The organism is Pseudomonas sp. OST1909 (assembly GCF_015277575.1).
GTDB classification, from domain to species: Bacteria; Pseudomonadota; Gammaproteobacteria; order Pseudomonadales; family Pseudomonadaceae; genus Aquipseudomonas; species Aquipseudomonas synxantha_A.
In genome coordinates this window covers 1,005,773-1,027,898 of sequence record NZ_CP063780.1, presented here as the reverse complement: position 1 = coordinate 1,027,898, position 22,126 = coordinate 1,005,773, and the positions used below count along the sequence as shown (strand labels likewise).

Below are 22,126 nucleotides of genomic sequence, written 5' to 3'. Positions count from 1 at the left end.
CTCACGTGCAAAAGTCTGCGCAAAAAAGCATCAATTCAAGATATTTATATATATAAATTAAGTAGTTACGTGATTTTTTCTGTTTGGCACAAGCAGTGCAATCGGGTTCCTGTCGATACGTTTCGACTGCGTCTACCTTAAGGAAAAAATCATGAATATTCCTATTGAAGCCTTAGTTCACCTTGGTGGCAATTCGCCTCAATTCATGCTTCATCTGACAGACGATCAACAGAAAAAGCTTCGCCGCTTTATTCATAAACGCGTGCTTAACCCGGAAGATGCGGATGATCTTTTGCAATTGACCTACCTGGAAGCCTGGCGTAATCGCGACCGTTTCAGCGGCACCGCAACGCTCAGCACCTGGATGTGCGGCATCGCGCAGAACCTGATCCGCAATCACTTTCGGCGCCTGTATGCCAAACCCGCACATTGCGAATTCGATGAGTCGCTGTGGCATGGCCAGGAAGATACCCACAGTCTGGATTGGGAGTTTGAGATCAACCGGCGCCTGGAAAATACCCTGAGCGCTATCGATCACTTGCCGACCGAGATGCGCAAGACGCTGTACGCCTCATTGGAAACCGACGGTAGCTATCAGGACACCGCCGACGTACTGGACATCCCTATCGGCACCGTGCGCTCGCGCCTGTCACGGGCACGCGAACAGCTCAAGCGCGTGACCCACACCCCCCTGCATCGCTAAGCTGAATTAGCCGGGCAAGCGTTGGGCGACAGGGATATCTGCCCAACACTGTCAGACTTGGCCTGATAGACACCAATGCTCTGCATCTGCCCCCGCTACAGAGCGCATCGGCCAGCGCCCCTCCCTGCCGCCTGTCACCCAAAGCAGCGTTTTCGGTTAAACGGTTGAAAGCGTAGAAAAAAACTCAACAAAAAGACTTGACGCATTGCCGTTCCGAGCGAATAATGCGCGCCACTTGGCTACATAGCTCAGTTGGTTAGAGCATAGCATTCATAATGCTGGGGTCCGGGGTTCAAGTCCCTGTGTAGCCACCAAGTACTAAAAACGGCTTACCGAAAGGTAGGCCGTTTTTTTGTGCGCGTAAAAAACTCCCCAACTGTATTTTGACGCCCCCCACCCCCACTGTTAGTGTCCAGCCTCCCTAAAATGCGGAGTGCCCCGATGAAACTGGACATCTACCAAGTCGACGCTTTCAGCCAACACCCCTTCGGCGGCAACCCGGCGGCGGTGTGCCCGCTCACCGAATGGTTGCCCGACGAGCAACTGCAGAATATCGCGGCTGAAAACAACCTCTCGGAAACCGCGTTTTTTGTACCCCGTGGCGAGTTCTACGAGCTGCGCTGGCTCACCCCCGAAGTCGAGGTAGACCTGTGCGGCCATGCCACCTTGGCGGCGGCCTGGGTATTGATTCATATGCTGGCCGATGCGCCGCAAGTGCTGCGTTTTGCCACGCGCAGCGGCGAGTTGCGGGTGACGCGCAATGGCGATGAACTGGCGATGGATTTCCCGGCCAAACAGCCCCAACGCTGCGAGCCACCGGCCGGAATGTTGAGCGCACTGGGCATTGAAACTGCCGAGGTGTTTGGCACCGATGACTACATCGTGCTGGTGGAAAATGAAGCGCAGGTGGCGGCACTGACACCCGATTTCGCACGGCTCAAGGGCCTGCCCAAACGTGGGATTGCAGTCACCGCCAAAAGCACACAGTTTGATTTCGTCTCACGCTGGTTCGGCCCGAATGTGGGGGTCAATGAAGACCCGGTCACCGGCTCGGCGCACACTTCGCTGGCACCGTTCTGGGCCGAGCGCCTGGGCAAGTTGCAACTGACCGCCGAGCAAGGCGGCCAGCGCAAGGGCCAGTTGCGCTGTGAACTCAAGGGCGACCGCGTGATTATCTCCGGCAAGGCGGTGCTGTACATGCAAGGCACGATTTATCTGTAAAACGCAGTTCCCGAAGGACAACAGATCATTCTCAAAATGAACGGAGTTCAGCGCGTGTTTTTGACTTCCCGCCGTCAGTTGACGGTCATCGCAGCAGCCCTGGCCCTTGCGGCCTGCCACACGTCTGTCACCGAACAACCACCAGCACCGGAGCTGGGTTCGGGCTACCGCACTGACCTGAATACCCGCCACGCCGAGCGTCATATGGCCGCCGCCGCCAACCCGCTGGCTGCCGAGGCCGGACGCGAGATGTTGCGCCAAGGCGGTTCGGCCATCGACGCGGCGATTGCGATGCAAGCGGTGCTGACCCTGGTGGAGCCACAGTCTTCCGGCATTGGTGGCGGTGCGTTCATCATGCTGTGGGATGGCAAAAACGTGCAGGCCTACGATGGCCGCGAGACCGCACCGGCGGGGGCGACCGAGCGCTTGTTCCTGAGGGCCGACGGCACGCCGATGGCGTTCACCGATGCGCAAATTGGCGGGCGCTCTGTCGGTACGCCGGGTGTATTGCGCGCACTGGAAATGGCGCACAACAAGAGCGGCCATCTGCAATGGGCAAAGCTGTTCGAGCCGGCGATCCGCCTGTCGGAGCAGGGCTTTGCCATTTCACCGCGCTTGCATAGCTTGATCGCGGCGGATCGCTTTATCGCGCAATCGCCCGAGATGGCGGCGTACTTCCTGAATGCCGATGGCTCGCCCAAAGCCACCGGCACGCTGTTGAAAAACCCGGCGCTGGCCGAGGTATTCAAGCGCATCGCCAAGGAAGGGCCGGATGCGCTGTACCACGGGGCGATTGCCGATGAGATCGCACGCAAGGTGCAGGGCAATCACAATGCCGGCAGCTTGTCCGTAGCCGACCTCAAGGGCTACAGCGCCAAGGAGCGCGCCCCACTGTGCACCGACTACAAACAATGGAAAATCTGCGGGATGCCGCCGCCCTCCTCTGGCGGGATTGCCGTGGCGCAGATCCTTGGCACCTTGCAGGCGCTGCAGACCCGCGACCCGCGCCTGGCGATCGCGCCGATGACCCCGAACAAGAGTACTTCGCCGGCCGGGCTTGAACCGACACCCGAGGCCGTGCACCTGATTGCCGAAGCCGGGCGCCTGGCCTTTGCCGATCGCGCCCTGTATGTGGCCGATGCAGACTTCACCCCCGTGCCGGTTGCCGGCCTTGTTGCACCCAACTACCTGGCCCGGCGCGCCGCGCTGATCGGCGAGCGCAGCATGGGGGTCGCCAAGCCTGGCCAACCGGAGGGCGTTCAAGTGGCGTATGCACCGGATCGCTCGCCGCTGCGCATCTCCACCTCGCAAGTGGTGGCGGTGGACGACCAGGGTGGCGCGGTGTCGATGACCACCACCGTCGAAGCGGCGTTCGGCTCCCACGTGATGGTCCAGGGCTTTTTGCTCAACAACCAGATGACCGATTTCTCGTTCATCCCCGAAGAAAACGGCCAGCCTGTGGCCAACCGCGTGCAACCCGGCAAGCGCCCGCGCTCGGCCATGGCTCCGACCCTGGTGTTCGATCGCAACAGTGGTGAGTTGCTGGCCACCGTGGGCTCCCCGGGCGGTTCGCAGATCATCGAGTACGTGAGCAAATCCCTGGTGGCCATGCTCGACTGGAAGCTCGACCCGCAAGCGGCCATCAGCCTGCCGAATTTCGGCAGCCGCAATGGCGCCACTGAGTTGGAAACCGGCCTGTTCAGCCCTGCGCTCAAACAAGCGCTCAAGGACAAGGGCCATGCCCTGAGCGAGATCGATATGACCAGCGGCGTGCAGGCCATCGTGCGCACGCGGGATGCCCAGGGCAAGGTGACATTGAGCGGCGGTGCTGACCCTCGGCGTGAAGGTGAGGCGCTGGGTGACTAAGGGGTTTTGATCAACGGAGAATGCACGGTGCACACAGCCCACAACCTCGGCGCCCTACCCGGCGTCGATCACGGTTTTTGTTCGATTGATGACCCGCTGCGACCTGATGATGTGTTCATCTGCAAGCAGGTGCACAGCGCGTCGGTGATTGAATGGCAGTCGGGCCAAGTGACTAATACGGTTGAGGCGGACGGGGTGTTCACCCGGAGCCGGCAGCCAATTGCGGTCATCACGGCCGACTGTTTGCCCATCCTGATCGCAGGCGGTGATTTAGTGGCCGCCATTCATGGCGGCTGGAAGGGCCTGCAACGCGGGATTATCGGCAATGCCGTGCAGCGTTTTATCGATGAAGGCATTAGCGCGGACCAGTTGCGGGTGGCAATTGGGCCGTCGATCAAGCCTTGCTGCTATGAGGTGAGTGAAACGTTCATTGCCCAGTTCCAAGCGGATCAAGGCCACCTATGGGAGGACAGCCAGGCGCCCTGGAGCATTGAGCAAACGACACCGCTACAAGCTCCGCACATTACACCGCCCCACGCCAGGCAAGCGGGAAGTGCCTGGTTTGACTTGAGCGGGTATGGGCTGCTGTTGCTGCAAGCGGCGGGGGTCAAGCGCGAGCAGATCGAGGTGAGTGACGTGTGCACTTATTGCACGTCACCGACGTTTGCCAGCTATCGCAGGAGGACGCATCACTTGGAGGAGCCGAAGACATTGATCTATTCGTGGATTGCTCGTACGACCTGACGGACATACCGTACCTTGTGGCGAGGGAGGTTGCTCCCGCTGGGCTGCGAAGCAGCCCTTGAACCGCAAGCCACCAGCAATCAGCGGCTGATCTTCAACCCCTTGCGCCCCGCATGTCGCTCCAGCGCCAACTCAATCAACCGGCTCACCAACTCGCTGTAGCTCATGCCCGCCGCTTGCCACAGCTTGGGGTACATGCTGATGCGGGTAAAACCGGGCAGTGAGTTGATCTCGTTGATCAGGACTTCGCCCTCATTCGTCAGGAACACATCCACCCGCGCCAGCCCTGCGCAACCCAGCACCTCAAAGGCTTCGATGGCCAGGCGGCGAATTCGCTCGCTGGCTTCATGGCTGATAGCCGCAGGCACCACCACTTGGGCGGCCTGATCGTCGATGTATTTACTGTCGTAGGAATAAAAGCCGTTGCTCACCACAATTTCGCCGCAACCGCTGGCGATGGGGTGATCATTACCCAATACAGCGCATTCGATTTCACGGCCCTGCACGGCGGACTCCACCAGCACTTTTTCATCAAAGCCCAGCGCCAGTTCAACCGCGGCGCGGTACTCGGCTTCGTTGCCGACTTTGCTCACGCCCACTGAGGAGCCCTGGTTGGCGGGCTTGACGAACATCGGCACGCCGAGCTTGTTCGCCGCCGCTTCAAAGGAAGTGCGCGCCGCGTTGCCACGGGTGAGGGTGATGAACGGCGTGACGGCAATACCCGCGTCACGCAGCAGGCGCTTGCTGATGTCTTTGTCCATGCACACGGCCGAGCCAAGCACGTCGGAGCCGACGAAAGGCAAGTCGGCCATACGCAGCAAACCTTGCAGGCAACCGTCTTCGCCAAGGGTGCCGTGGACAATCGGGAAGATCACATCAATATGTTCCAGCAGGCCCTGCCCGGAGGTTTCCACCACCTGCTGGCTGGCCTTGCCGGGCACCACCGCCAATTCGCGGTTGGATTGGTTGAGGGCGATCAGGGCCGGGTTTTCCTGGTTGATCAGGAAGTTCGACGTGTCGTTGAGGTGCCAGTGGCCGGCCTTGTCGATACCGATCAGGATGGGCTCGAAGCGCGAACGGTCGAGGGCATCGACGATGTTGCGCGCCGATTGCAGCGAGACCTCATGCTCAGCCGAACGGCCACCAAAAATAATACCTACCCGCACCTTGCTCATGACCTGGCCTCACTGTTGAAAGTAAGGCTTCTTACCACGGGTAGTCAGCGGTTCGCCACCAGATGCGCCCCGAACAACAGATAGCAACTGCCGGCAAAGCGGTCGAGCCACTTGCGCGAACGGCTGTAGAGGTTGGCCATGCGCTCGCTGGAAAACACCAAGGCTACGCTGGAATACCAACTGAACGACAACGTAGCCATGGTGATGACCGCCAAGGTCAGCAACGTCGGCGAGGGTGAGGGCGGCATGGTCGAGGCGAAGGCCGTGGCGACGAACAGAGCGGCCTTGGGGTTGGACAAATTGCCGAGCAAACCGAAACGCCATGCGGAAAATAATGAACGTCGCGGCTCATCGGGCAACACCGCCTGCCCCGTTGTCGGCGCCGAGCGCTTGAACAGCTTTAGCCCAAGGTAGATCAGGTAGCAACCGCCGATGATCTTGAACGCCAGGTACAACATGGGCGCGGCGGTAAACAGCGACTTGATACCCAGGCCACCTGCCAGCCCCCAAATAATCGTGCCCGTCGCTACGCCCGCCGACGCCACTACGCCGTGACGTCGCGAACAACTGGCGGCCAATTGCGCCGTATTGAAGAAGTTGGGGCCGGGGGTCACCACGGCGACCGTCCACAGCAGCGCGAGCGAGACCAGCGGCGCCACATAGGCAGGGTTGAAAACATCCATGGAGGGTTCACCAGCGTAGTAGACGAACAGCGATCATAGGCCCCGGCCGACGCCTGCACAATCGTACAAGACCCCAGGCAGACAACCGCGGCAGACTCGGTTAACGTGTTCCCACCTCCTTCTGTGACAAGTCACCATGGGCAAACCCACCCACTCCCTCGACTGGCTGCACCGCGCCCCGCACGCCAGCGGCCTGGACCGTATCGAGGCGTACTTTGCCGGTTTCGCATTCGACCCCCATCGCCATGACACCTACGCCATCGGGCGCACGTTGTTCGGCGTGCAGAGTTTTCATTATCGCGGTGGCATGACCCACAGCATGCCTGGCACCACCATGGTGATTCACCCGGACGAAACCCACGACGGCCGTGCCGGCAGCGATGAAGGCTTCAAGTACCGGATGATTTATGTGGAGCCGGCGCTGATCCAGCAGATCCTCGGCGGCAAACCCTTGCCTTTCATTCCCGGCGGCTTGTCCACCGACGCTCGGCTGCACCGTGCCAGCGAGGTATTGCTGCAAAGCCTGGATTGCCCGATTGACCCGATGCAAGAGCAGGACGCCATGTTCGACCTGGCCCAGGCCCTGAGCGAGGCATCCGGTGCCGTCGTCAGCCGTAAATCCTTCGACTACGCAGCCGCCGAACGCGCCCGTGAATTTATCCACAGCGCCCTGGGCCGCAGCATCACCCTGGATGAAATAGCCGACCATGCCGACCGCGACCGCTGGGCGTTATCGCGGGATTTTCGCTTGTTGTTCGGCACCAGCCCCTACCGCTACCTGACCATGCGCCGACTGGACCTGGTGCGCCACTTGTTGGCCCAGGGCCAATCGTTGGTGGATGCGGCCATGACCGCAGGCTTCACCGACCAAAGCCACATGACCCGGCAATTTCGCAGCACATACGGGATGCCGCCATCGCGTTGGGTAAAGATGCTCGGACGCTGAGTGCTGGGTTGGAATACGTTCAAACTGTGGGAGCTGGCTTGCCTGCGATGCAGACACCTCGGTGTATCAGGCACACCGCTATCGCAGGCAAGCCAGCTCCCACAGTTGGATGAGGTGGTGTTGCTGGCATTTGGTCATGGTTTGTAAAGGGCCAGCAAGCTGTGTCCCTTTAAATTGCAGGACGTTTCCGAGACAATCCCTGCCGCCTTGTGCCTGTTGGAATCGATGGCTAGTCTTCGGTCCGTCGCTGGATTTCAGTGATCGGGTTTAGCAGCCTGAGTTCAATAGGCACACGGTCCACATCTGCATTTATGGTGGCTGTGCGCGGGGCACCTTCGGGTGCGCTGGTTTTCCTATTGACCGGTCTGCTAACCCGCGTACAGCTGCCACCCTACGTTTAGCAGCGTTGGTGGTCGCTCCCATGCCCAATAGGAGTTACACCATGACCAAAGCACTTCCCGATCCACCCATGGACTGCCTCGTCGTCAACGAAGACCTCAGCTTCGAAGACGCTCAACTCTATATCTCACACCTGATCAACAGCGCCTCTGCCACCGTGTGGGACTGTTGCGATCACCTGCAACCCCATGACCGTGCCAGAATCCATGCCGCGTGGCATTTGCTGGAGATGGCCAAGACCGTGCTAAACCGCACCATCGAGTGCATGCCACGCACCTGAAAACACGACAAAACTCATGTGGGAGCTGGCTTGCCTGCGATGCAGACACCTCGGTACATCAGGTACACCGAGGTGATGCTATCGCAGGCAAGCCAGCTCCCACATTTGGGTTCTGTTGTCGCCAAAATCGAGTTTGGTGTCCGAACGTGCTCTTTAGCTCGACAACTGATTGGCGAACTGCCCGACCGCACTCACCACTTTTTGCGCACCGTCCTGAATTTCCACAATCACCGTACCCGCCTCGGCCGCCAGGGCCAGGCCTTGCTCGGCTTGCAGGCGACCGTCGGCCATCAGCGCAACCGCATCGCGGGCCATGTCCTGGTTCTGGCGCACTACGCCGACGATTTCCTCGGTGGCTTTGCTGGTGCGTGAAGCCAGTTGCCGCACTTCATCGGCCACCACCGCAAAGCCACGCCCCTGCTCACCGGCACGCGCGGCTTCGATGGCGGCGTTGAGCGCCAGCAGGTTGGTCTGCTCGGCAATGCCACTGATGGTCTTGACGATGCTGCCGATCACCTGGGACTGAGCGTTCAGCGCCTCGATACCTTCGCCGGCCTGTTGCATGTGCTGGGCCAGGTCGCGCATCACGTCCACCGCCTGGGTGACCACGGTGGTGCCGCGCTGGGCGCTGTCGTCGGTTTGCAAGGAGGTGCTGTAGGCAATGTTGGCGGCGTCGGCCACCGCCTGCTCGCGGTTGACCTGCTCGGTGATCACCGTGGCGAACTTGACCACTTTGTACAGCCGTTCGTTGGCGTCCAGCACAGGGTTATAGGTGGCTTCCAACCACACCAGGCGACCGTGGCTGTCCACGCGCTTGAAGCGCGCCGCCACGAACTCTCCGGCGTTCAAGCGCTTCCAGAACTGCTGGTACTCGGCGCTGTTGTATTCCTGCGGTTCGCAGAACATACGGTGATGTTTACCCTGGATCTGCGCCAGGCTGTACCCCATGCTGCTGAGGAAGCGGTCATTGGCGGTGAGCACGTTTCCGTCCAGGTCGAACTCGATCAACGCGGTGGAACGCATCAGCGCGGTGATCAGGTTTTCATGCTCACGCGAACTCTCGATGGTGCGGGTGAGGTCGCTGGAGAACATCGAAAAATGCTTGATATGCCCCTGCGAACTGCGCACCGGCTGCACGATCGAGCGCAACCACGCTTCCTTGCCATTGCCACGCATAAGGCGCACGGCGCCGGCGAAGTGTTCGCCGCGGGCCAGGGCGTGCTTGAAGCGCAACTGAAACTCATCCTGGCGCACATGGGCCGGTACCAGGTCTTCGATTGCACGCCCCACAATCTCACTCAATGAATAAGCCAGTTCCTGCAGGAAGTTGGCATTCGCCCACTCCACCCGGCCTTCGGCGTCCAGCGTCAGGACGAGCATTTCGCTTTCCAGGCTCTCTTTCACCTGTAGCAAGCTCGACAATTCTTCGCGCAGAGCGGTCAGCTCCTGCTTCAGGCGGGTATTGAACATGGGGCACCATTAGGCAAATGGGGTGGGCGTCCTAATCTGCATCGGCGCTGGCGCAATTTTCTAAAGAGAGCTTGCAGCCCAAGTCGAACTATATTTTCAGCGCCATCAGCCCCCATTGAATCGGCACACACCCATCACTTGATATTCCAGGGTATTGAGCTTGCCGCTGGAGTCTTCATAGGTCATGCGCGACGGCACGGCGTTGCACGAGCGGATCGGCGGCGTCACGTTGACCACCTTGGCGATATCCAGGTCCATGCCGTAGCGATAGGTCTGCACCTGGGGTACTGCCTTGCCTTTTTTGATCGCGTAAGCGGCCATGGCTTTCTCGTTGCGCTCCATCATCAGGGCAAAGGTGCGATCCCCTCCGCCTTCGGCCAGTGCACCGAACGACAAGACCACCGTTAATACACCCAAACCCACTGTATAGAAGTTCATGACCAAGTCCTCGACTAAAAGTTAAGTGTCGAGACTAACCAACCAACCCTGACACCAGGTTCACCAGAACATTACGTATTTGTTAGATGGCCGTTAGTTTCCAGAATCGTAATCTTCACGCAATGCGCCTGTTATACGCCGTTTGCAACTATCAGCCTGGGCCAGATCAATAAGAACGCCTGCCTCTATAAGAAGCCGATAACTGCCATCACCGAGGAGCGCATCATGAATATTCGTCACTACACCCTTCCCTTTTCACTGATGGCCGCGTTGCCCCTGGCCGTGGCGGCAGGGCAGGAAAAGCCCGACGGTTTTATCGAAGGCAGCAGCCTGAACGTACTGGCGCGCAATTTTTACTTCAATCGCGACGATCGCAAGGGCCAATCCAGCCCCACCGGTAACGGCTATTCCGAAGCCTGGGCGCAGGGGCTGATCAGCCGGTTCGAATCCGGCTTTACCCAAGGCACCGTGGGGTTTGGCCTGGACGCGTTTGCCATGCTGGGGCTCAAGCTCGACTCCGGTGCAGGCCGCAGTGGCGGCAAGGGCTCGTTCGGTGTGTTGCCAGTGGACAGCGCCAATCAGCCCGAAAACCGCTACAGCAAACTCGGCGGCGCGGCGAAACTGCGGGTATTGGATACAGTAATCAAGGCCGGCGACGTATTCCCGCTGACGCCCGCTGTGGCGTACGGCGATTCACGGGTATTGCCCCAAAGCTTTCGCGGTTTCACCGTGCAAAACACCAGCCTGGAAGGTCTGAGCCTGCAAGGCGGACGCTTGAGCGGCATGAGCCAGCCCAATGAAAGCGGGATGAACAAAGGCTTTGCGACGTTCTATGCGGGCAAGGTCGACTCGCCTTGGATCGCCTACTTCGGCGGAGACTACCAACTCAACAGCCACCTTGGCTTGAGCCTCTACAGCAGCCGCTTGAAGGACGCCTGGGATCAGTACTACCTGGGCAGCAATGCCAACTATGCGCTGACCGACGACGTGTCACTGTTCGGCGATTTCAACTACTACAAGGCCGTGGACGAAGGCCGCAAACGACTCGGCGAATTCGACAACAACATCTGGAGCGCCAGGCTTGGGGTCAAGGTCGGCGCCCATAGCGTGGCCGTGTCGCACCAGCGCAACAATGGGGACGATGACTTCGACTACCTGCGCCAGTCTGATTCGATCTTCCTCAACAACTCGATCCAGTACAGCGACTTCAATTCGCCCAAGGAGCGCTCATGGATGGTGCGCTACGACCTGGACATGCAGGCGTTCGGCATCCCGGGCCTGTCGTTCATGACCCGCTACGGCAAGGGCACCGGCGCCGACTACAGCAATGCCAACACCGTGTATATGCGTCGCGATGCGGCGGGTAACCCGCTGACCGATCAACGCCGTTGGGAACGGGATATCGAGGCCAAGTACGTGGTGCAAAGTGGGCGTTTCAAGGATTTGTCCCTGCGCTTGCGCCAGGCCACCGTGCGCTCAAGTGCCTTTGAGTCCGATCTGGAAGAAGTTCGCTTGATTGCCGAATATCCACTGGCCGTTTTGTGACACTTACATTCGCTCGCGATTAACTAACATCTGTTCACAAATAGCCGGTTATCAAAATTGTAATATTGGCCTCAGCTTCTCGTTAAGTTCAACTTTCTATACTCGCGCCAACTTATTTACCGAGCACGTTCATCTCTGAAGCTTTTGTGTAGCTCCTTTGGAAAGAGATGAATTTTTAACGCCCCGCTTGGGGCGTTTTTTTTGCCTGCGGCGCGGTGCGACCGACGGTCGCAGTTGACCCTAGAGTTACTTCAGCCTTCAGACTTTTCCCACTTTGATAACAGCCGCCATAAGGACATGGGCGCCTTCTCTCCATCATTCAAGAGGTAACCCCCATGCGTATCCTTGTGATTGAGGACGAGCAAAAAACCGCTGACTATTTGCGACAGGGTTTGAACGAAAGCGGCTACGTGGCCGACTGCGCCGCCAATGGCATTGATGGCCTGCACCTGGCCGAGCAGCATGCCTACGAGTTGGTGATTCTGGACGTCAACCTGCCGGGCAAGGATGGCTGGCAAGTGCTGGAACAACTGCGCCGCAATGGCAACCAGCGGGTGATGATGCTCACGGCCCGCGGCAGGCTGGCGGACAAGATCAAGGGCCTGGACATGGGCGCCGACGATTACCTGGTCAAGCCGTTCGAGTTCCCCGAGCTGCTGGCGCGGGTGCGCACCCTGTTGCGGCGCAGCGAACACATCCCCCAGCCGGAAGTGTTCCGCGTCTCGGACCTGGAACTGGACCCGCGTCGCCACCGCGCCTATCGCGGCACTCGGCGCATCGACTTGACCACCAAGGAATTCGCCCTGCTGCAGGTGCTGATGCGCCAGAGCGGTGAAGTGCTGACCCGCACGCAGATTATTTCGCTGGTGTGGGACATGAATTTCGACTGCGACACCAATGTGGTGGAAGTCTCCATCAGCCGCCTGCGCGCCAAGGTCGACGACCAGAGCGAGGTCAAGCTGATCCACACCATTCGCGGCGTCGGCTACGTGCTGGAGGCGCGCCCATGAAAACCGGCAGCCTGTCGATGCGCCTGGGTTTGACCGTCAGCCTGATGGGCGCGGGCCTGGTGTTGCTGCTGGCGACCCTCGCCTACCTGGCCCTCACCCATGAGCTTGAAAAACTGGCGCGCAAGAACCTGGAAAGCAAGATGGAACAGATCCAGCACAGCCTCGCCCTGGGCCTGGACGTCCATGGTATTCGCGGCCGCCCACATTCGCTGATGGACCTGGTGATGGGCCACGACAATTTCCACCTGACAATCGTCGGTACCGCGCCCGATAACAGCGTGCTGCTGAACGTCGGCAGCAAGCCCCAGGAACCACTGCTCACCGACTTCAAGCCACGGGAAACCATTGGCTATCTCAATTGGGTCGACAGCTACGGCAACCAAATACTCAGCGCCTCCAGCCTGATGCGCCTGGCCAACGGTGAACGTGTGCGAGTATTGCTGTCCCTGGACCGCATGGACGACCAGGCATTGCTCAGTGCCTACCTGCGCGCCACGCTGATTGCGCTGCCGCTGCTGTTGATATTGATCGGCATGGGCGCCTGGTGGCTGGTGCAACGTGGCCTGGCGCCGTTGAAGCAGTTCAGCCAGGTGGCGGCGAAAGTCACGACCCAGGACCTCACCCATCGCTTGTCGGTGGACAACTTGCCCCACGAACTGGGTGAACTGGCCCAAGGCATCAACGTGATGCTCGACCGCCTGGATGCCGGGGTGCAGCAACTGTCGCAATTCTCCGATGACCTGGCCCACGAACTGCGCGCGCCCTTGACCAACCTCATGGGCAAGGCCCAGTTGACCCTCTCGCGTGAGCGCCCGCCGCAGGAATACAAGGCGGTGCTGGAATCCAACACCGAAGAGCTCGAACGCCTGGCTCGTATCGTCAGCGACATGCTGTTCCTGGCCCAGGTCAGCCATCCGGCGGCGCGGGCGTCATTCACCGACGTATCCCTGGGGCAAGAGGCCGAGCGAGTGATGGAGCTGTTTGCCCTGAGTGCCGAAGACAAGCAAGTCACCCTGAGCCTGCGCGGCGATGCCTGGGTAACGGGGGATCGCCTGATGATCCAGCGGGCGATTTCCAATTTGCTCTCCAATGCCATACGCCATACGCCTGAAGGTTCGAGCATCCTGCTGTTGGTGGAAACCTACTGCCAGAGCGTGTCGCTGTCGGTGGGCAACCCCGGTCGAGGCATCGACGCGCACCACCTGCCGTACCTGTTCGAACGTTTCTACCGCGCCGACAGCAGCCGTACCCGCGCCGAAGGCGGCAACGGGCTGGGGTTGGCCATTGTGAAATCGATCATGCATTTGCATCAGGGGCATGCTCATGTCACCAGCCAGCCGGGGCGTTTCACACGGTTTAGCCTGGTGTTTCCTTTGCAAACAACAGAGATCTCATGTGGGAGGGGGCTCGCCCCCGATGGCAGTGTGTCAGTCAACACATGTATCAACTGACCTGCCGCTATCGGGAGCAAGTCGAATCGTCGCACCGCCCCCCCCCACATTGGTTGTGTGGTGCATTCAAGATTGTTATTCGGCCTCTTCTTCACGGCGATGGGCCCACTGGTACAACGCCGGCAGCACCAGCAATGTCAGCAAAGTCGAAGAAATAATCCCGCCAATCACCACCGTCGCCAACGGGCGCTGTACTTCGGCGCCGGTACCGGTGGCAAGCGCCATGGGGATAAACCCCAAAGACGCCACCAGCGCGGTCATCAACACCGGGCGCAGGCGGGTCAGCGCGCCTTCGTGGATCGCCACCGATAACGAGCGGCCTTCTTCACGCAGGTTGCGGATGAAGGCGATCATCACCAGGCCGTTAAGCACCGCCACACCCGACAACGCGATAAAGCCCACCCCTGCCGAAATCGATAGCGGAATATCCCGCAGCCACAACGCCATGATTCCACCAGTCAGCGCGAAGGGAATCCCGGTGAACACCAGCAGGCCGTCCCTGAGGTTGTTGAACATCATGAACAGCAGGCCGAACACCAGCAGCAACGCCACCGGCACCACGATACGCAGGCGCTCGGAGGCTTCTTTCAACTGCTCAAATTGGCCGCCCCAGGTGGTCCAGTAGCCGGCAGGGACTTTCACCTGGGTGGTGATGGCGGCTTCGGCCTCCTCGACAAACGAGCCAATATCGCGCCCCCGCACGTTGGCGCTGACGATCACCAGGCGCTTGCCGTTCTCGCGGCTGATCTGGTTGGGCCCCAGCACCAGGTCGAGGCTGGCGACCTGGGACAAGGCGATAAAGCCCAGTTGCCCCGATGTACTACCGGCCAGCGCCGGCACCGGAATCAACAGCCGTGACAAGCCTTCGATATCCGTGCGCAGCGCGTCGGACAAGCGCACCACCATGTCGAAACGCCGATCACCTTCGTACAACGTACCGGCCTGTCGCCCACCGACAGCGACGGCTATGGTGTCCTGCACATCCCCCACATTCAGGCCAAAACGCGCAGCCTTGTCGCGGTCGATATTGATGGTCAGCACCGGCAGGCCGGAGGTCTGTTCCACCTTCACTTCCGAGGCGCCGTTGAGCTTCTGCAGGGTCTCGGCGATTTCCCCGGCAGTGCTGTTGAGTACCGCCATGTCATCGCCAAACACCTTCACCGCCACATCGCTGCGCACCCCGGAAATCAGTTCGTTGAAGCGCAGCTGGATCGGCTGCGACAACTCGTACACGCTGCCCGGCACAATCGCGCTGGCGCGTTGGATGTCGGCAATGAGGGCCTCGCGGGACTTCTTCGGGTCTGGCCATTGGTCCTTGGGTTTAAGCATCACGTAGCTGTCGGAAATATTCGGCGGCATCGGGTCGGAGGCGATTTCCGCCGTACCGGTGCGTGCAAATACCCGCTCGATTTCCGGCACTTGGGCCAGTAAGGTTTTTTCCAGTTGCTGCTGCATCTGCACCGATTGCGTCAGGCTGGTGCCGGGTACACGCAGCGCCTGCTGGGCGAAGTCGCCCTCGCTGAGGCTGGGGATAAATTCGCTGCCCATACGGCTGGCGACCAGGCCCGATAGGACGATGGTCAGCAGCGCCAGGCCAAATACCAAGGACCGGCGCGTCATCACCCAATTGAGCACCGGGTCATACACCCGGCGTGCGCTGCGCATGACGAAGTTTTCTTCTTCCTTGACCTTGCCGGTGACGAACAACGCAATCGCCGCCGGTACGAAGGTCACCGACAGAATCATCGCGCCGAGCAAGGCAATCACCACCGTGAACGCCATCGGGTGGAACATCTTCCCGGCCACGCCGGTGAGGGCAAAGATCGGCAGGTACACCACCATGATGATCAACTGTCCGAAGATCAGCGCCCGTCGCGCTTCCTTGGCCGCGGCGAACACTTCGTGCAGGCGCTCACTGCGGGTCAGCAGGCGGCCGTGACGCTGCTGAGCATGGGCCAGACGGCGGATGGCGTTCTCGACGATCACCACCGCGCCGTCGACGATAATGCCGAAGTCCAGCGCACCGAGGCTCATCAGGTTGGCGCTGACTTTGTTGGTGAACATGCCGGTGAAGGTGAACAGCATCGCCAGCGGAATCACCATCGCCGTGATCAGCGCCGCACGGATATTGCCCAGGAACAGGAACAACACCGCCACCACCAGCAACGCACCTTCGAAGAGGTTCTTCTTCACGGTGGCGATGGCTTTTTCCACCAGGTTGGTGCGGTCGTAGACGGTGACCGCCACCACGCCTTCGGGCAGCGAGCGGTTGATCTCCTCAAGTTTTTTCGCCACTGCCTGGGACACGCTGCGGCTGTTCTCACCGATCAACATGAACACGGTGCCCAGCACGACTTCACGGCCGTTTTCGGTGGCGGCGCCGGTGCGCAGCTCGCGGCCAATGTCGACCTGAGCCACATTGCGCACGCGGATCGGCGTGCCGTCCGAGGTGGTGATGACAATGTTGGCGATGTCATCGATAGACGCCACTTGCCCCGGCGCGCGGATCAACAACTGCTCGCCGCTGCGCTCGATATAACCGGCACCAACGTTGGCGTTGTTGCGCTCCAGCGCGGTCACCAGATCGTTGAGCGTCAGGTTATAGGCCGCCAGGCGCTTGGGGTCCGGTGCGATCTGATATTCCTTGGCGAAGCCGCCAATGGTATTGATCTCGGCCACGCCCGGCACGTTGCGCAACTGCGGTTTGATGATCCAGTCCTGGATCACCCGCAAATCGGTGGGGGTGTAAGGCGTACCGTCCTCTTTGCGCGCACCGTCCTCAGCTTCCACGGTCCACAGGAAAATTTCCCCGAGCCCGGTGGAAATCGGCCCCATCGCGGTTTCGATGCCATCGGGCAATTGTCCTCGGGCCACTTGCAGGCGCTCGTTGACCAGTTGGCGGGCAAAGAACAGGTCGGTGCCGTCCTTGAAAATCACCGTGACCTGGGACAAACCGGAACGCGACAGCGAACGCGTCTGCTGCAAGCCGGGCAGACCGGCCATGGCGGTTTCGATGGGAAAGGTGATGCGCTGCTCGGTTTCCAGCGGCGAAAAACCGGCGGCCGCCGAGTTGATCTGCACCTGCACGTTAGTGATGTCAGGTACCGCGTCGATGGGCAATTTCTGGTAGCTGGCGATGCCGACACCGGCCATCAACAGTACCGCCAGCAACACGATGATGCGCTGCTCGATGGCGAATTGGATAAGGCGCTCAAACATGGGGAGTCACTCGCAGATCAATGGGCGTGTTCGGCCGAGCCTTTGCCCAGTTCGGACTTGAGGATGAAGCTGCCAGCCGTCGCCACTTGCGCACCGGCCTCCAGGCCCTGACGCACTTCGACGTAGCCGTTTTCACTGACGCCCAGTTCAAGATGACGGGTGATAAAGCCGTCTGCGGTGCGTACGAACACCGAGGGTTTGTCCTCGACGGTCTGGATCGCAGCTTGCGGCACGGTGACCTTGGCCTGGTAGGTATCGGTGGCGACCTGCACGGCCACGAATAAACCAGGACGCCAGGCGTCGTCGGGGTTGGGCACCGTCACACGCACGGTGGCGGTGCGCGTTTGCTCGCCGAGCAAGTTGCCGACATACGCCACGGTGCCCAGCACTTCGGTGCCCATTTCCGTCGAGCTGACTTTTACGGGTTTGCCTACACGGACCTTGTTCAAGTCCTTGGGAAAGACACCGAAGGTGACCCACACTTGAGACAGGTCCGAGAGCGTGAACGCGTTGCTGGTTTCACTGACCACCTCGCCCACGCCCAAGTGTTTTTCCACCACCACCCCGGCGAACGGCGCCCGCAGTTCATAGCGATTGCCACCGGCCAGAACTGCGCTGCCGCTGAGGGCGGTCATCTTCTGCCGCGCATTGTTCAGGGCGATTTCGGCCTCTTGCAGGGTTTGCCGCGCCAGCAGGTAATCCTGCTCGGCGGAAATTTTGTCCTGCCACAACTGGCGCTCGCGCTCAAAGGTGGTACGCGCCAGTTCGACCCGGCGCTGGCTGGCCGCCAACTCACTGCGCTGGTCGGAAATCTGCTGGCTGGCGATCACCGCCAACAGCTCGCCTTTTTTTACCGACTGGCCCAGATTGACGTTCACCGCTTCCACCACACCCGCAGCACGGGGCACGATGTGGGAGGTACGGTCTTCATCAAAACGCACCTCGCCGGGCAGCGTCAGCACCGTGCTAATCGAGCGCGGCTGAGCCTGGGCCAGTTGAATACCGGCGGCCTGGATCTGCTGCTCGGTGAGTTCAAGTTTGCCTTCTTCTTCCTCGGCGTGGGCCAAGCCCGATAGCAGCAGGCCCAAGGCGACGGCGAGCGCCATGCCATGTTTTTTGTTCATCAGGGGACTCCAGGAAAAATCAAAACCGGGCGAGGTCGCCGTAAATTCGTTCGATACGCACCCAGGCATCGGTGGCCTGGGCCGTCGCCGCGAGGTACTGGGTGCGGGCCGCGATCAAGGTACGCTGGGCGTCGAGCACATCGAGAAAGTTGAACTTGCCCATCTCGAAGCCACGGGTGGCGCTGTCGACCGCGCTCTGTGCGGCAGGCAGGATCTGTTGGTTGAACGCACGCACTTCGGTGTTCGCCGTTTGCCACAGGTCCAGGGCCTGGCGGGTTTCGGTGCGCAGGCGCAGCTCGGCGGCGTTGCGCAGGTCGCGGGCCTGGTCGGCGCGTCGAGTGGCCGCGAGGATGTTGCCCTGGTTGCGGTTGAACAGCGGGATCGGCATCGACACGCCCACCAGGTTGACCCGCTCGCGCACGCTGGCGTCATACTGGCTGCCGATGGACACATCCAGGTCCGGAATGCGCTGGGCTTTTTCCAGGCCCACGCTGGCTTCGTTCTGCACAATATTGAGTTCGGCCAGGCGCAGTTCGGCGGTTTGCTCAAGACGGGCCAGCAATGGCGCGGCGGCGGGTAACGCCGGCGCGGAGGTGCTTGGCGTGGCGACGGCCTGGAAGTCGGTGGCCGCGCTGCCGGTACTGGTGGCCAGGCGGCGGTAGGCGTCAGTGAGGCCAATCTGGGCGCGGTTCAGTTCCAGGCGGATTTCCGATACCTGCACCTGGGCGCGGGTGGCTTCCACCGGTGATGACTTGCCGGCGGTGACGCGCCCGTTGGCGACCACCAGGCCGCGTTCGGCAAGCGTCATTGAGCGTTGCGCCAGGTCGAGGCGCTCCTGAGCGCGCAGAGCGCCGTAATAGCTGTCGATGACCTCGGCGCGCAACAGGTTGCGGCGCTGCTCCAGGGTCAGCGCGGCGGCATCCTGGGCGCGAGTGGCCACCTCGATGCGCGCACTGCGCTTGCCGCCCAGTTCCAGGGTCTGGCTGAGCTTGATGCTGGTGGTGCGGCTGTTGCGGCGGGTGTCTTCGGCGTCCCAGGAGGCCACCGGGTTGGGGATCAAGCCGGCCTGCTGGCGGCCGCCCTGGGCGATGTCGATTTCCCATTGTGCGGCCGCCAGGTCCGGGTTGTTGGCGAAGGCGGTTTGCAGCGCTGCATCGAGGGTGAGGGGTTGTGCCTGGGCGGCGTTTGCGGATATCCACATTGCCAATGCCGCCGCCCCCAACAGTGTTCTAACGGAAATTGCCATAACGAGAGTTCCACGCCCATGAAGTCGCTGAGGTGTCCCAGCGGAGGCAATGTAGCTGTCGGTACTTATCAGGGCCGTGGGTGAAAGATTACAAATCCGTTAGCCAGGCTCAGGCATGCACGTCGTCGTGATCGTCATGCTGAAAACCCTCGCCCTCGACCTGGATCGTGGCATGGGAAATATCGAATTGCTCGTGCAGTAACTCCGTCACTCGGCTGAGGATCTGTTGCTCAGTACCCTGGGACGCATCCGCGACCAAATGCGTACTCAGCACATTCTTGCCACTGGTGAGGGCCCAGATGTGCAGGTCGTGCACGTCCCTGACCCCAGGCACGCTGCGGATGCCCTGCTCCACCTGCTCGATATCGACGCCCTCCGGCACACCTTGCAGCAGGATGTTCATGCTCGCCTTGAGCAGGGTCCAGGTGCGCGGCAATACCCAAAAGCCGATGGCGGCCGCGACCACGGAATCGACCCAACCCCAGCCGGTGAACATGATCACCAGCGCGGCAATGATCACGCCGACGGAGCCGAGCATGTCGCTCCAGACTTCCAGATAGGCACCCTTGACGTTAAGGCTCTCGCCGCTGGCCGCGCTGAGCAGGCGCATGGAGATCAGGTTGACGACCAGCCCCAGCAGCGCAATCACCAACATGCCGGTGGACTGGATCTCGGCGGGCGCCTGCAGCCGCTGGTAAGCCTCGTACAAGATGTAGAACGCCACGGCGAACAGCAGCAATGCATTGAACGCGGCCGCCAGAATCTCGAACCGCGCATACCCGAAGGTGCGCTTGCGATCTGCCGGGCGCTTGGCGACCTGGATCGCCACCAGGGAAATCGCCAGGGCCAGGGCGTCGGTCATCATGTGCGCCGCATCGGACAACAGCGCGAGGCTGCCGGTGACAAAGGCGCCGATGACTTCGGCCAGCATGAAGCTGCCGGTCAGCCCCAGGGCGATCCATAACTTGCGTTCGTGACCGGCGCGTACTTGGGCGTGGCTGTGTCCTGCGCTCATGGGATGTCCTTGTGGGTTGGGAGGAAGCGGATCATAGAGCTATAGGCCAGATCCACGGGCATGGTTTGCAAAATTGTCATCTGAGCGCCAGAACGTCGTTAGCGTTGAGCGCACCAAAATCGTTCATGGACACGCTGGGGCAGTTCTATCAGGTATGCTTTTCAAGCCGAAACAAAAAGAAACATATTAGCCAACCTGCTCGATAAGGAGTTCCGTTTTGGAGTTATCGACTGCCGCGTGGATGGTTCACGACACCCGCCTTATGCTCTGCGTCCTGCTGGCCATCGCGAGCATCATCGTGCTGATCAGCGCGACCAAATTGCCGCCGTTCCTGTCGATTCTGATCGGTACCTTTATCGCCGGTGTGGGTGCCGGTCTGCCACCAGAGGAAGTGGCCAAAGCGTTCAGCAAGGGCGCCGGGGCGATTCTGGGTGAGGCCGGGATTATCATTGCCCTGGGCGCAATGCTCGGCGCGCTGATGGCCGAATCCGGCGCAGCCGACCGTATCGCCACTACCTTGCTTGGGCTGGGCAAAGGCAAGTCATTGCCGTGGGTGATGGCGCTGGTCGCCATGGTGATCGGCCTGCCGCTGTTCTTTGAAGTGGGCCTGGTGATGATGGTGCCGATCATCTTTGTGATGGCTAAGCGTTCGAACCAGCCGCTGCTGAAAATCGCCATCCCGGCATTGGCGGGCATGACCACCCTGCACGCCCTGATGCCGCCGCACCCGGGGCCGCTGATTGCCGTGGGCGCGTTGCACGCCGACCTGGGCCTGACCATGTTGCTGGGCTTTTGCCTGGCGGTACCGGCGGTGATCCTGGCCGGGCCGCTCTACGGCAACTGGCTATCCAAGCGCCTGCATGTGGATGAACCCGCCGAGATCGGCGCACTGTTCAGCGCACCGCCCAAGGCCCCGCGCCAGCCGAGCTTTGGGGTGTCATTGCTGATCATTCTGTTGCCGGTGATCCTGATGCTCGGCAGCACGCTGGCCAAAGTCGCGCTGGCGCCGGAAAGCCCCCTCGGCCTGACCTTGAAATTTCTCGGTGAACCGCTGATCGCCCTCGGCCTGGCCGTCATCGCCGCAGTGATTTGCCTGGGCTGGGCCGCAGGCATGCCACGCGCCGACGTCGGTAACACCCTGCGCAAAGCCCTGGCGCCCATCGCCGTGTTGCTGCTGACCATCGGCGCCGGTGGCGGCCTCAAGCAAACCCTGCTGGACGCTGGCGTCAGCCAGACCATCAGCAAGGTCGCCGAAGGCGCGCACATGCCCTACCTGTTGCTGGCCTGGCTGATCGCCGTGGCCCTGCGCCAAGCCACCGGCTCGGCCACCGTAGCGACCACTACGACGGCGGGTATCCTCGCGCCGATGATGGCCGGGCTGGCGGCAACGCAAAGCTCATTGGTCGCCCTCGCGATTGGCGCCGGCTCGGTGTTTTTTTGTCACGTCAACGACGCCGGGTTCTGGATGGTGCGTGAGTACTTTGGCTTGCAGTTGAAGCAGACGATATGGGTGTGGTCCGTGTTGCAGACGATTGTTTCGGTGGTTGGGTTGGTGGGTACCTTGTTGCTCTGGCACTTCCTGACCTGACCC

The 22,126-nt window shown here is 60.8% G+C and carries 18 protein-coding genes and 1 tRNA gene; 11 read left to right on the top strand and 8 right to left on the bottom strand.

Features of this window, described 5'->3' with window-relative positions; genetic code table 11:
• Window positions 1-151 precede the first annotated feature (151 nt).
• The 5 genes from IH404_RS04415 to IH404_RS04395 all read left to right on the top strand — a co-directional run bounded on the left by IH404_RS04415 (window position 152) and on the right by IH404_RS04395 (window position 4,534).
• Window positions 152-703: an RNA polymerase sigma factor gene (locus tag IH404_RS04415; protein WP_005784564.1), complete on the top strand. Its 552-nt coding sequence runs from the start codon at window positions 152-154 to the stop codon at window positions 701-703.
• Window positions 704-940: 237 nt separating this feature from the next.
• Window positions 941-1,017, top strand: a tRNA-Met gene (locus IH404_RS04410).
• A gap of 127 nt (window positions 1,018-1,144) precedes the next feature.
• Entirely contained in the window at window positions 1,145-1,924 is a 780-nt protein-coding gene (locus IH404_RS04405) for a PhzF family phenazine biosynthesis protein (protein ID WP_005784562.1), read from the top strand.
• A gap of 36 nt (window positions 1,925-1,960) precedes the next feature.
• Window positions 1,961-3,790 carry a gamma-glutamyltransferase gene (gene ggt, locus IH404_RS04400; protein ID WP_194440018.1) on the top strand — a complete coding sequence of 610 codons (1,830 nt, stop codon included), beginning with the start codon at window positions 1,961-1,963 and terminating at the stop codon, window positions 3,788-3,790.
• Between the two features lie 27 nt (window positions 3,791-3,817).
• Window positions 3,818-4,534, top strand: a complete 717-nt coding sequence (locus IH404_RS04395; protein ID WP_194440017.1) for a polyphenol oxidase family protein — start codon at window positions 3,818-3,820, stop codon at window positions 4,532-4,534.
• Window positions 4,535-4,614: 80 nt separating this feature from the next.
• Here IH404_RS04395 and ddlA read toward each other — a convergent pair whose 3' ends face one another.
• Together ddlA and IH404_RS04385 are read right to left on the bottom strand one after the other, a co-directional pair.
• Window positions 4,615-5,709: a D-alanine--D-alanine ligase gene (gene ddlA / locus IH404_RS04390; protein ID WP_005784557.1), complete on the bottom strand. Its 1,095-nt coding sequence runs from the start codon at window positions 5,707-5,709 to the stop codon at window positions 4,615-4,617.
• Window positions 5,710-5,753: 44 nt separating this feature from the next.
• Window positions 5,754-6,392, bottom strand: coding sequence for a LysE family transporter (locus tag IH404_RS04385; RefSeq protein WP_005784554.1), 639 nt, complete (start codon window positions 6,390-6,392; stop codon window positions 5,754-5,756).
• Between the two features lie 136 nt (window positions 6,393-6,528).
• Here IH404_RS04385 and IH404_RS04380 point away from each other — a divergent pair, with 136 nt between their 5' ends.
• Complete coding sequence (locus IH404_RS04380) at window positions 6,529-7,338, top strand: AraC family transcriptional regulator (protein WP_194440016.1); 810 nt, start codon at window positions 6,529-6,531, stop codon at window positions 7,336-7,338.
• A gap of 442 nt (window positions 7,339-7,780) precedes the next feature.
• Window positions 7,781-8,017, top strand: a complete 237-nt coding sequence (locus tag IH404_RS04375) for a hypothetical protein (protein ID WP_005784550.1) — start codon at window positions 7,781-7,783, stop codon at window positions 8,015-8,017.
• Between the two features lie 153 nt (window positions 8,018-8,170).
• On the opposite strand, the gene IH404_RS04370 is transcribed toward IH404_RS04375, so the two are convergent.
• Entirely contained in the window at window positions 8,171-9,487 is a 1,317-nt protein-coding gene (locus tag IH404_RS04370) for a PAS domain-containing methyl-accepting chemotaxis protein (RefSeq protein WP_194440015.1), read from the bottom strand.
• A gap of 105 nt (window positions 9,488-9,592) precedes the next feature.
• Window positions 9,593-9,925 carry a DUF2790 domain-containing protein gene (locus tag IH404_RS04365; protein ID WP_194440014.1) on the bottom strand — a complete coding sequence of 111 codons (333 nt, stop codon included), beginning with the start codon at window positions 9,923-9,925 and terminating at the stop codon, window positions 9,593-9,595.
• A 225-nt stretch (window positions 9,926-10,150) separates the two neighbouring features.
• On the opposite strand from IH404_RS04365, the gene IH404_RS04360 reads away from it, so the two are divergent.
• The 3 genes from IH404_RS04360 (at window position 10,151) to IH404_RS04350 (ending at window position 13,931) form a co-directional block, all read left to right on the top strand.
• Window positions 10,151-11,470, top strand: a complete 1,320-nt coding sequence (locus IH404_RS04360; protein ID WP_194440013.1) for an OprD family porin — start codon at window positions 10,151-10,153, stop codon at window positions 11,468-11,470.
• Between the two features lie 335 nt (window positions 11,471-11,805).
• Window positions 11,806-12,480, top strand: a complete 675-nt coding sequence (locus IH404_RS04355) for a heavy metal response regulator transcription factor (protein WP_005784544.1) — start codon at window positions 11,806-11,808, stop codon at window positions 12,478-12,480.
• Window positions 12,477-13,931, top strand: a complete 1,455-nt coding sequence (locus IH404_RS04350; protein WP_194440012.1) for a heavy metal sensor histidine kinase — start codon at window positions 12,477-12,479, stop codon at window positions 13,929-13,931. The genes IH404_RS04355 and IH404_RS04350 overlap by 4 nt, the downstream gene beginning before the upstream one ends.
• Before the next feature lie 75 nt (window positions 13,932-14,006).
• Here the strand turns inward: IH404_RS04350 and IH404_RS04345 are convergent, their stop codons facing one another.
• The 4 genes from IH404_RS04345 to IH404_RS04330 all read right to left on the bottom strand — a co-directional run bounded on the left by IH404_RS04345 (window position 14,007) and on the right by IH404_RS04330 (window position 20,535).
• A complete protein-coding gene (locus IH404_RS04345) occupies window positions 14,007-17,150 on the bottom strand; it encodes a CusA/CzcA family heavy metal efflux RND transporter (protein ID WP_194440011.1) in 3,144 nt (1,047 codons plus the stop codon).
• Window positions 17,151-17,167: 17 nt separating this feature from the next.
• Window positions 17,168-18,274 carry an efflux RND transporter periplasmic adaptor subunit gene (locus IH404_RS04340; protein WP_005784540.1) on the bottom strand — a complete coding sequence of 369 codons (1,107 nt, stop codon included), beginning with the start codon at window positions 18,272-18,274 and terminating at the stop codon, window positions 17,168-17,170.
• Window positions 18,275-18,293: 19 nt separating this feature from the next.
• Window positions 18,294-19,520: a TolC family protein gene (locus IH404_RS04335; protein ID WP_194440010.1), complete on the bottom strand. Its 1,227-nt coding sequence runs from the start codon at window positions 19,518-19,520 to the stop codon at window positions 18,294-18,296.
• Between the two features lie 109 nt (window positions 19,521-19,629).
• Complete coding sequence (locus IH404_RS04330; RefSeq protein WP_194440009.1) at window positions 19,630-20,535, bottom strand: cation diffusion facilitator family transporter; 906 nt, start codon at window positions 20,533-20,535, stop codon at window positions 19,630-19,632.
• A 217-nt stretch (window positions 20,536-20,752) separates the two neighbouring features.
• On the opposite strand from IH404_RS04330, the gene IH404_RS04325 reads away from it, so the two are divergent.
• Window positions 20,753-22,123, top strand: coding sequence for a gluconate:H+ symporter (locus IH404_RS04325; protein WP_122733201.1), 1,371 nt, complete (start codon window positions 20,753-20,755; stop codon window positions 22,121-22,123).
• Window positions 22,124-22,126: the final 3 nt, after the last annotated feature.

Coding starts and splice junctions, on each gene's coding strand:
- IH404_RS04415 (WP_005784564.1), top strand. CDS start 152: ATGAATATTCCTATTGAAGCCTTAGTTCACCTTGGTGGCAATTCGCCT.
- IH404_RS04405 (WP_005784562.1), top strand. CDS start 1,145: ATGAAACTGGACATCTACCAAGTCGACGCTTTCAGCCAACACCCCTTC.
- ggt (WP_194440018.1), top strand. CDS start 1,961: ATGAACGGAGTTCAGCGCGTGTTTTTGACTTCCCGCCGTCAGTTGACG.
- ddlA (WP_005784557.1), bottom strand. CDS start 5,709: ATGAGCAAGGTGCGGGTAGGTATTATTTTTGGTGGCCGTTCGGCTGAG.
- IH404_RS04385 (WP_005784554.1), bottom strand. CDS start 6,392: ATGGATGTTTTCAACCCTGCCTATGTGGCGCCGCTGGTCTCGCTCGCG.
- IH404_RS04380 (WP_194440016.1), top strand. CDS start 6,529: ATGGGCAAACCCACCCACTCCCTCGACTGGCTGCACCGCGCCCCGCAC.
- IH404_RS04375 (WP_005784550.1), top strand. CDS start 7,781: ATGACCAAAGCACTTCCCGATCCACCCATGGACTGCCTCGTCGTCAAC.
- IH404_RS04370 (WP_194440015.1), bottom strand. CDS start 9,487: ATGTTCAATACCCGCCTGAAGCAGGAGCTGACCGCTCTGCGCGAAGAA.
- IH404_RS04365 (WP_194440014.1), bottom strand. CDS start 9,925: ATGAACTTCTATACAGTGGGTTTGGGTGTATTAACGGTGGTCTTGTCG.
- IH404_RS04360 (WP_194440013.1), top strand. CDS start 10,151: ATGAATATTCGTCACTACACCCTTCCCTTTTCACTGATGGCCGCGTTG.
- IH404_RS04355 (WP_005784544.1), top strand. CDS start 11,806: ATGCGTATCCTTGTGATTGAGGACGAGCAAAAAACCGCTGACTATTTG.
- IH404_RS04350 (WP_194440012.1), top strand. CDS start 12,477: ATGAAAACCGGCAGCCTGTCGATGCGCCTGGGTTTGACCGTCAGCCTG.
- IH404_RS04345 (WP_194440011.1), bottom strand. CDS start 17,150: ATGTTTGAGCGCCTTATCCAATTCGCCATCGAGCAGCGCATCATCGTG.
- IH404_RS04340 (WP_005784540.1), bottom strand. CDS start 18,274: ATGAACAAAAAACATGGCATGGCGCTCGCCGTCGCCTTGGGCCTGCTG.
- IH404_RS04335 (WP_194440010.1), bottom strand. CDS start 19,520: ATGGCAATTTCCGTTAGAACACTGTTGGGGGCGGCGGCATTGGCAATG.
- IH404_RS04330 (WP_194440009.1), bottom strand. CDS start 20,535: ATGAGCGCAGGACACAGCCACGCCCAAGTACGCGCCGGTCACGAACGC.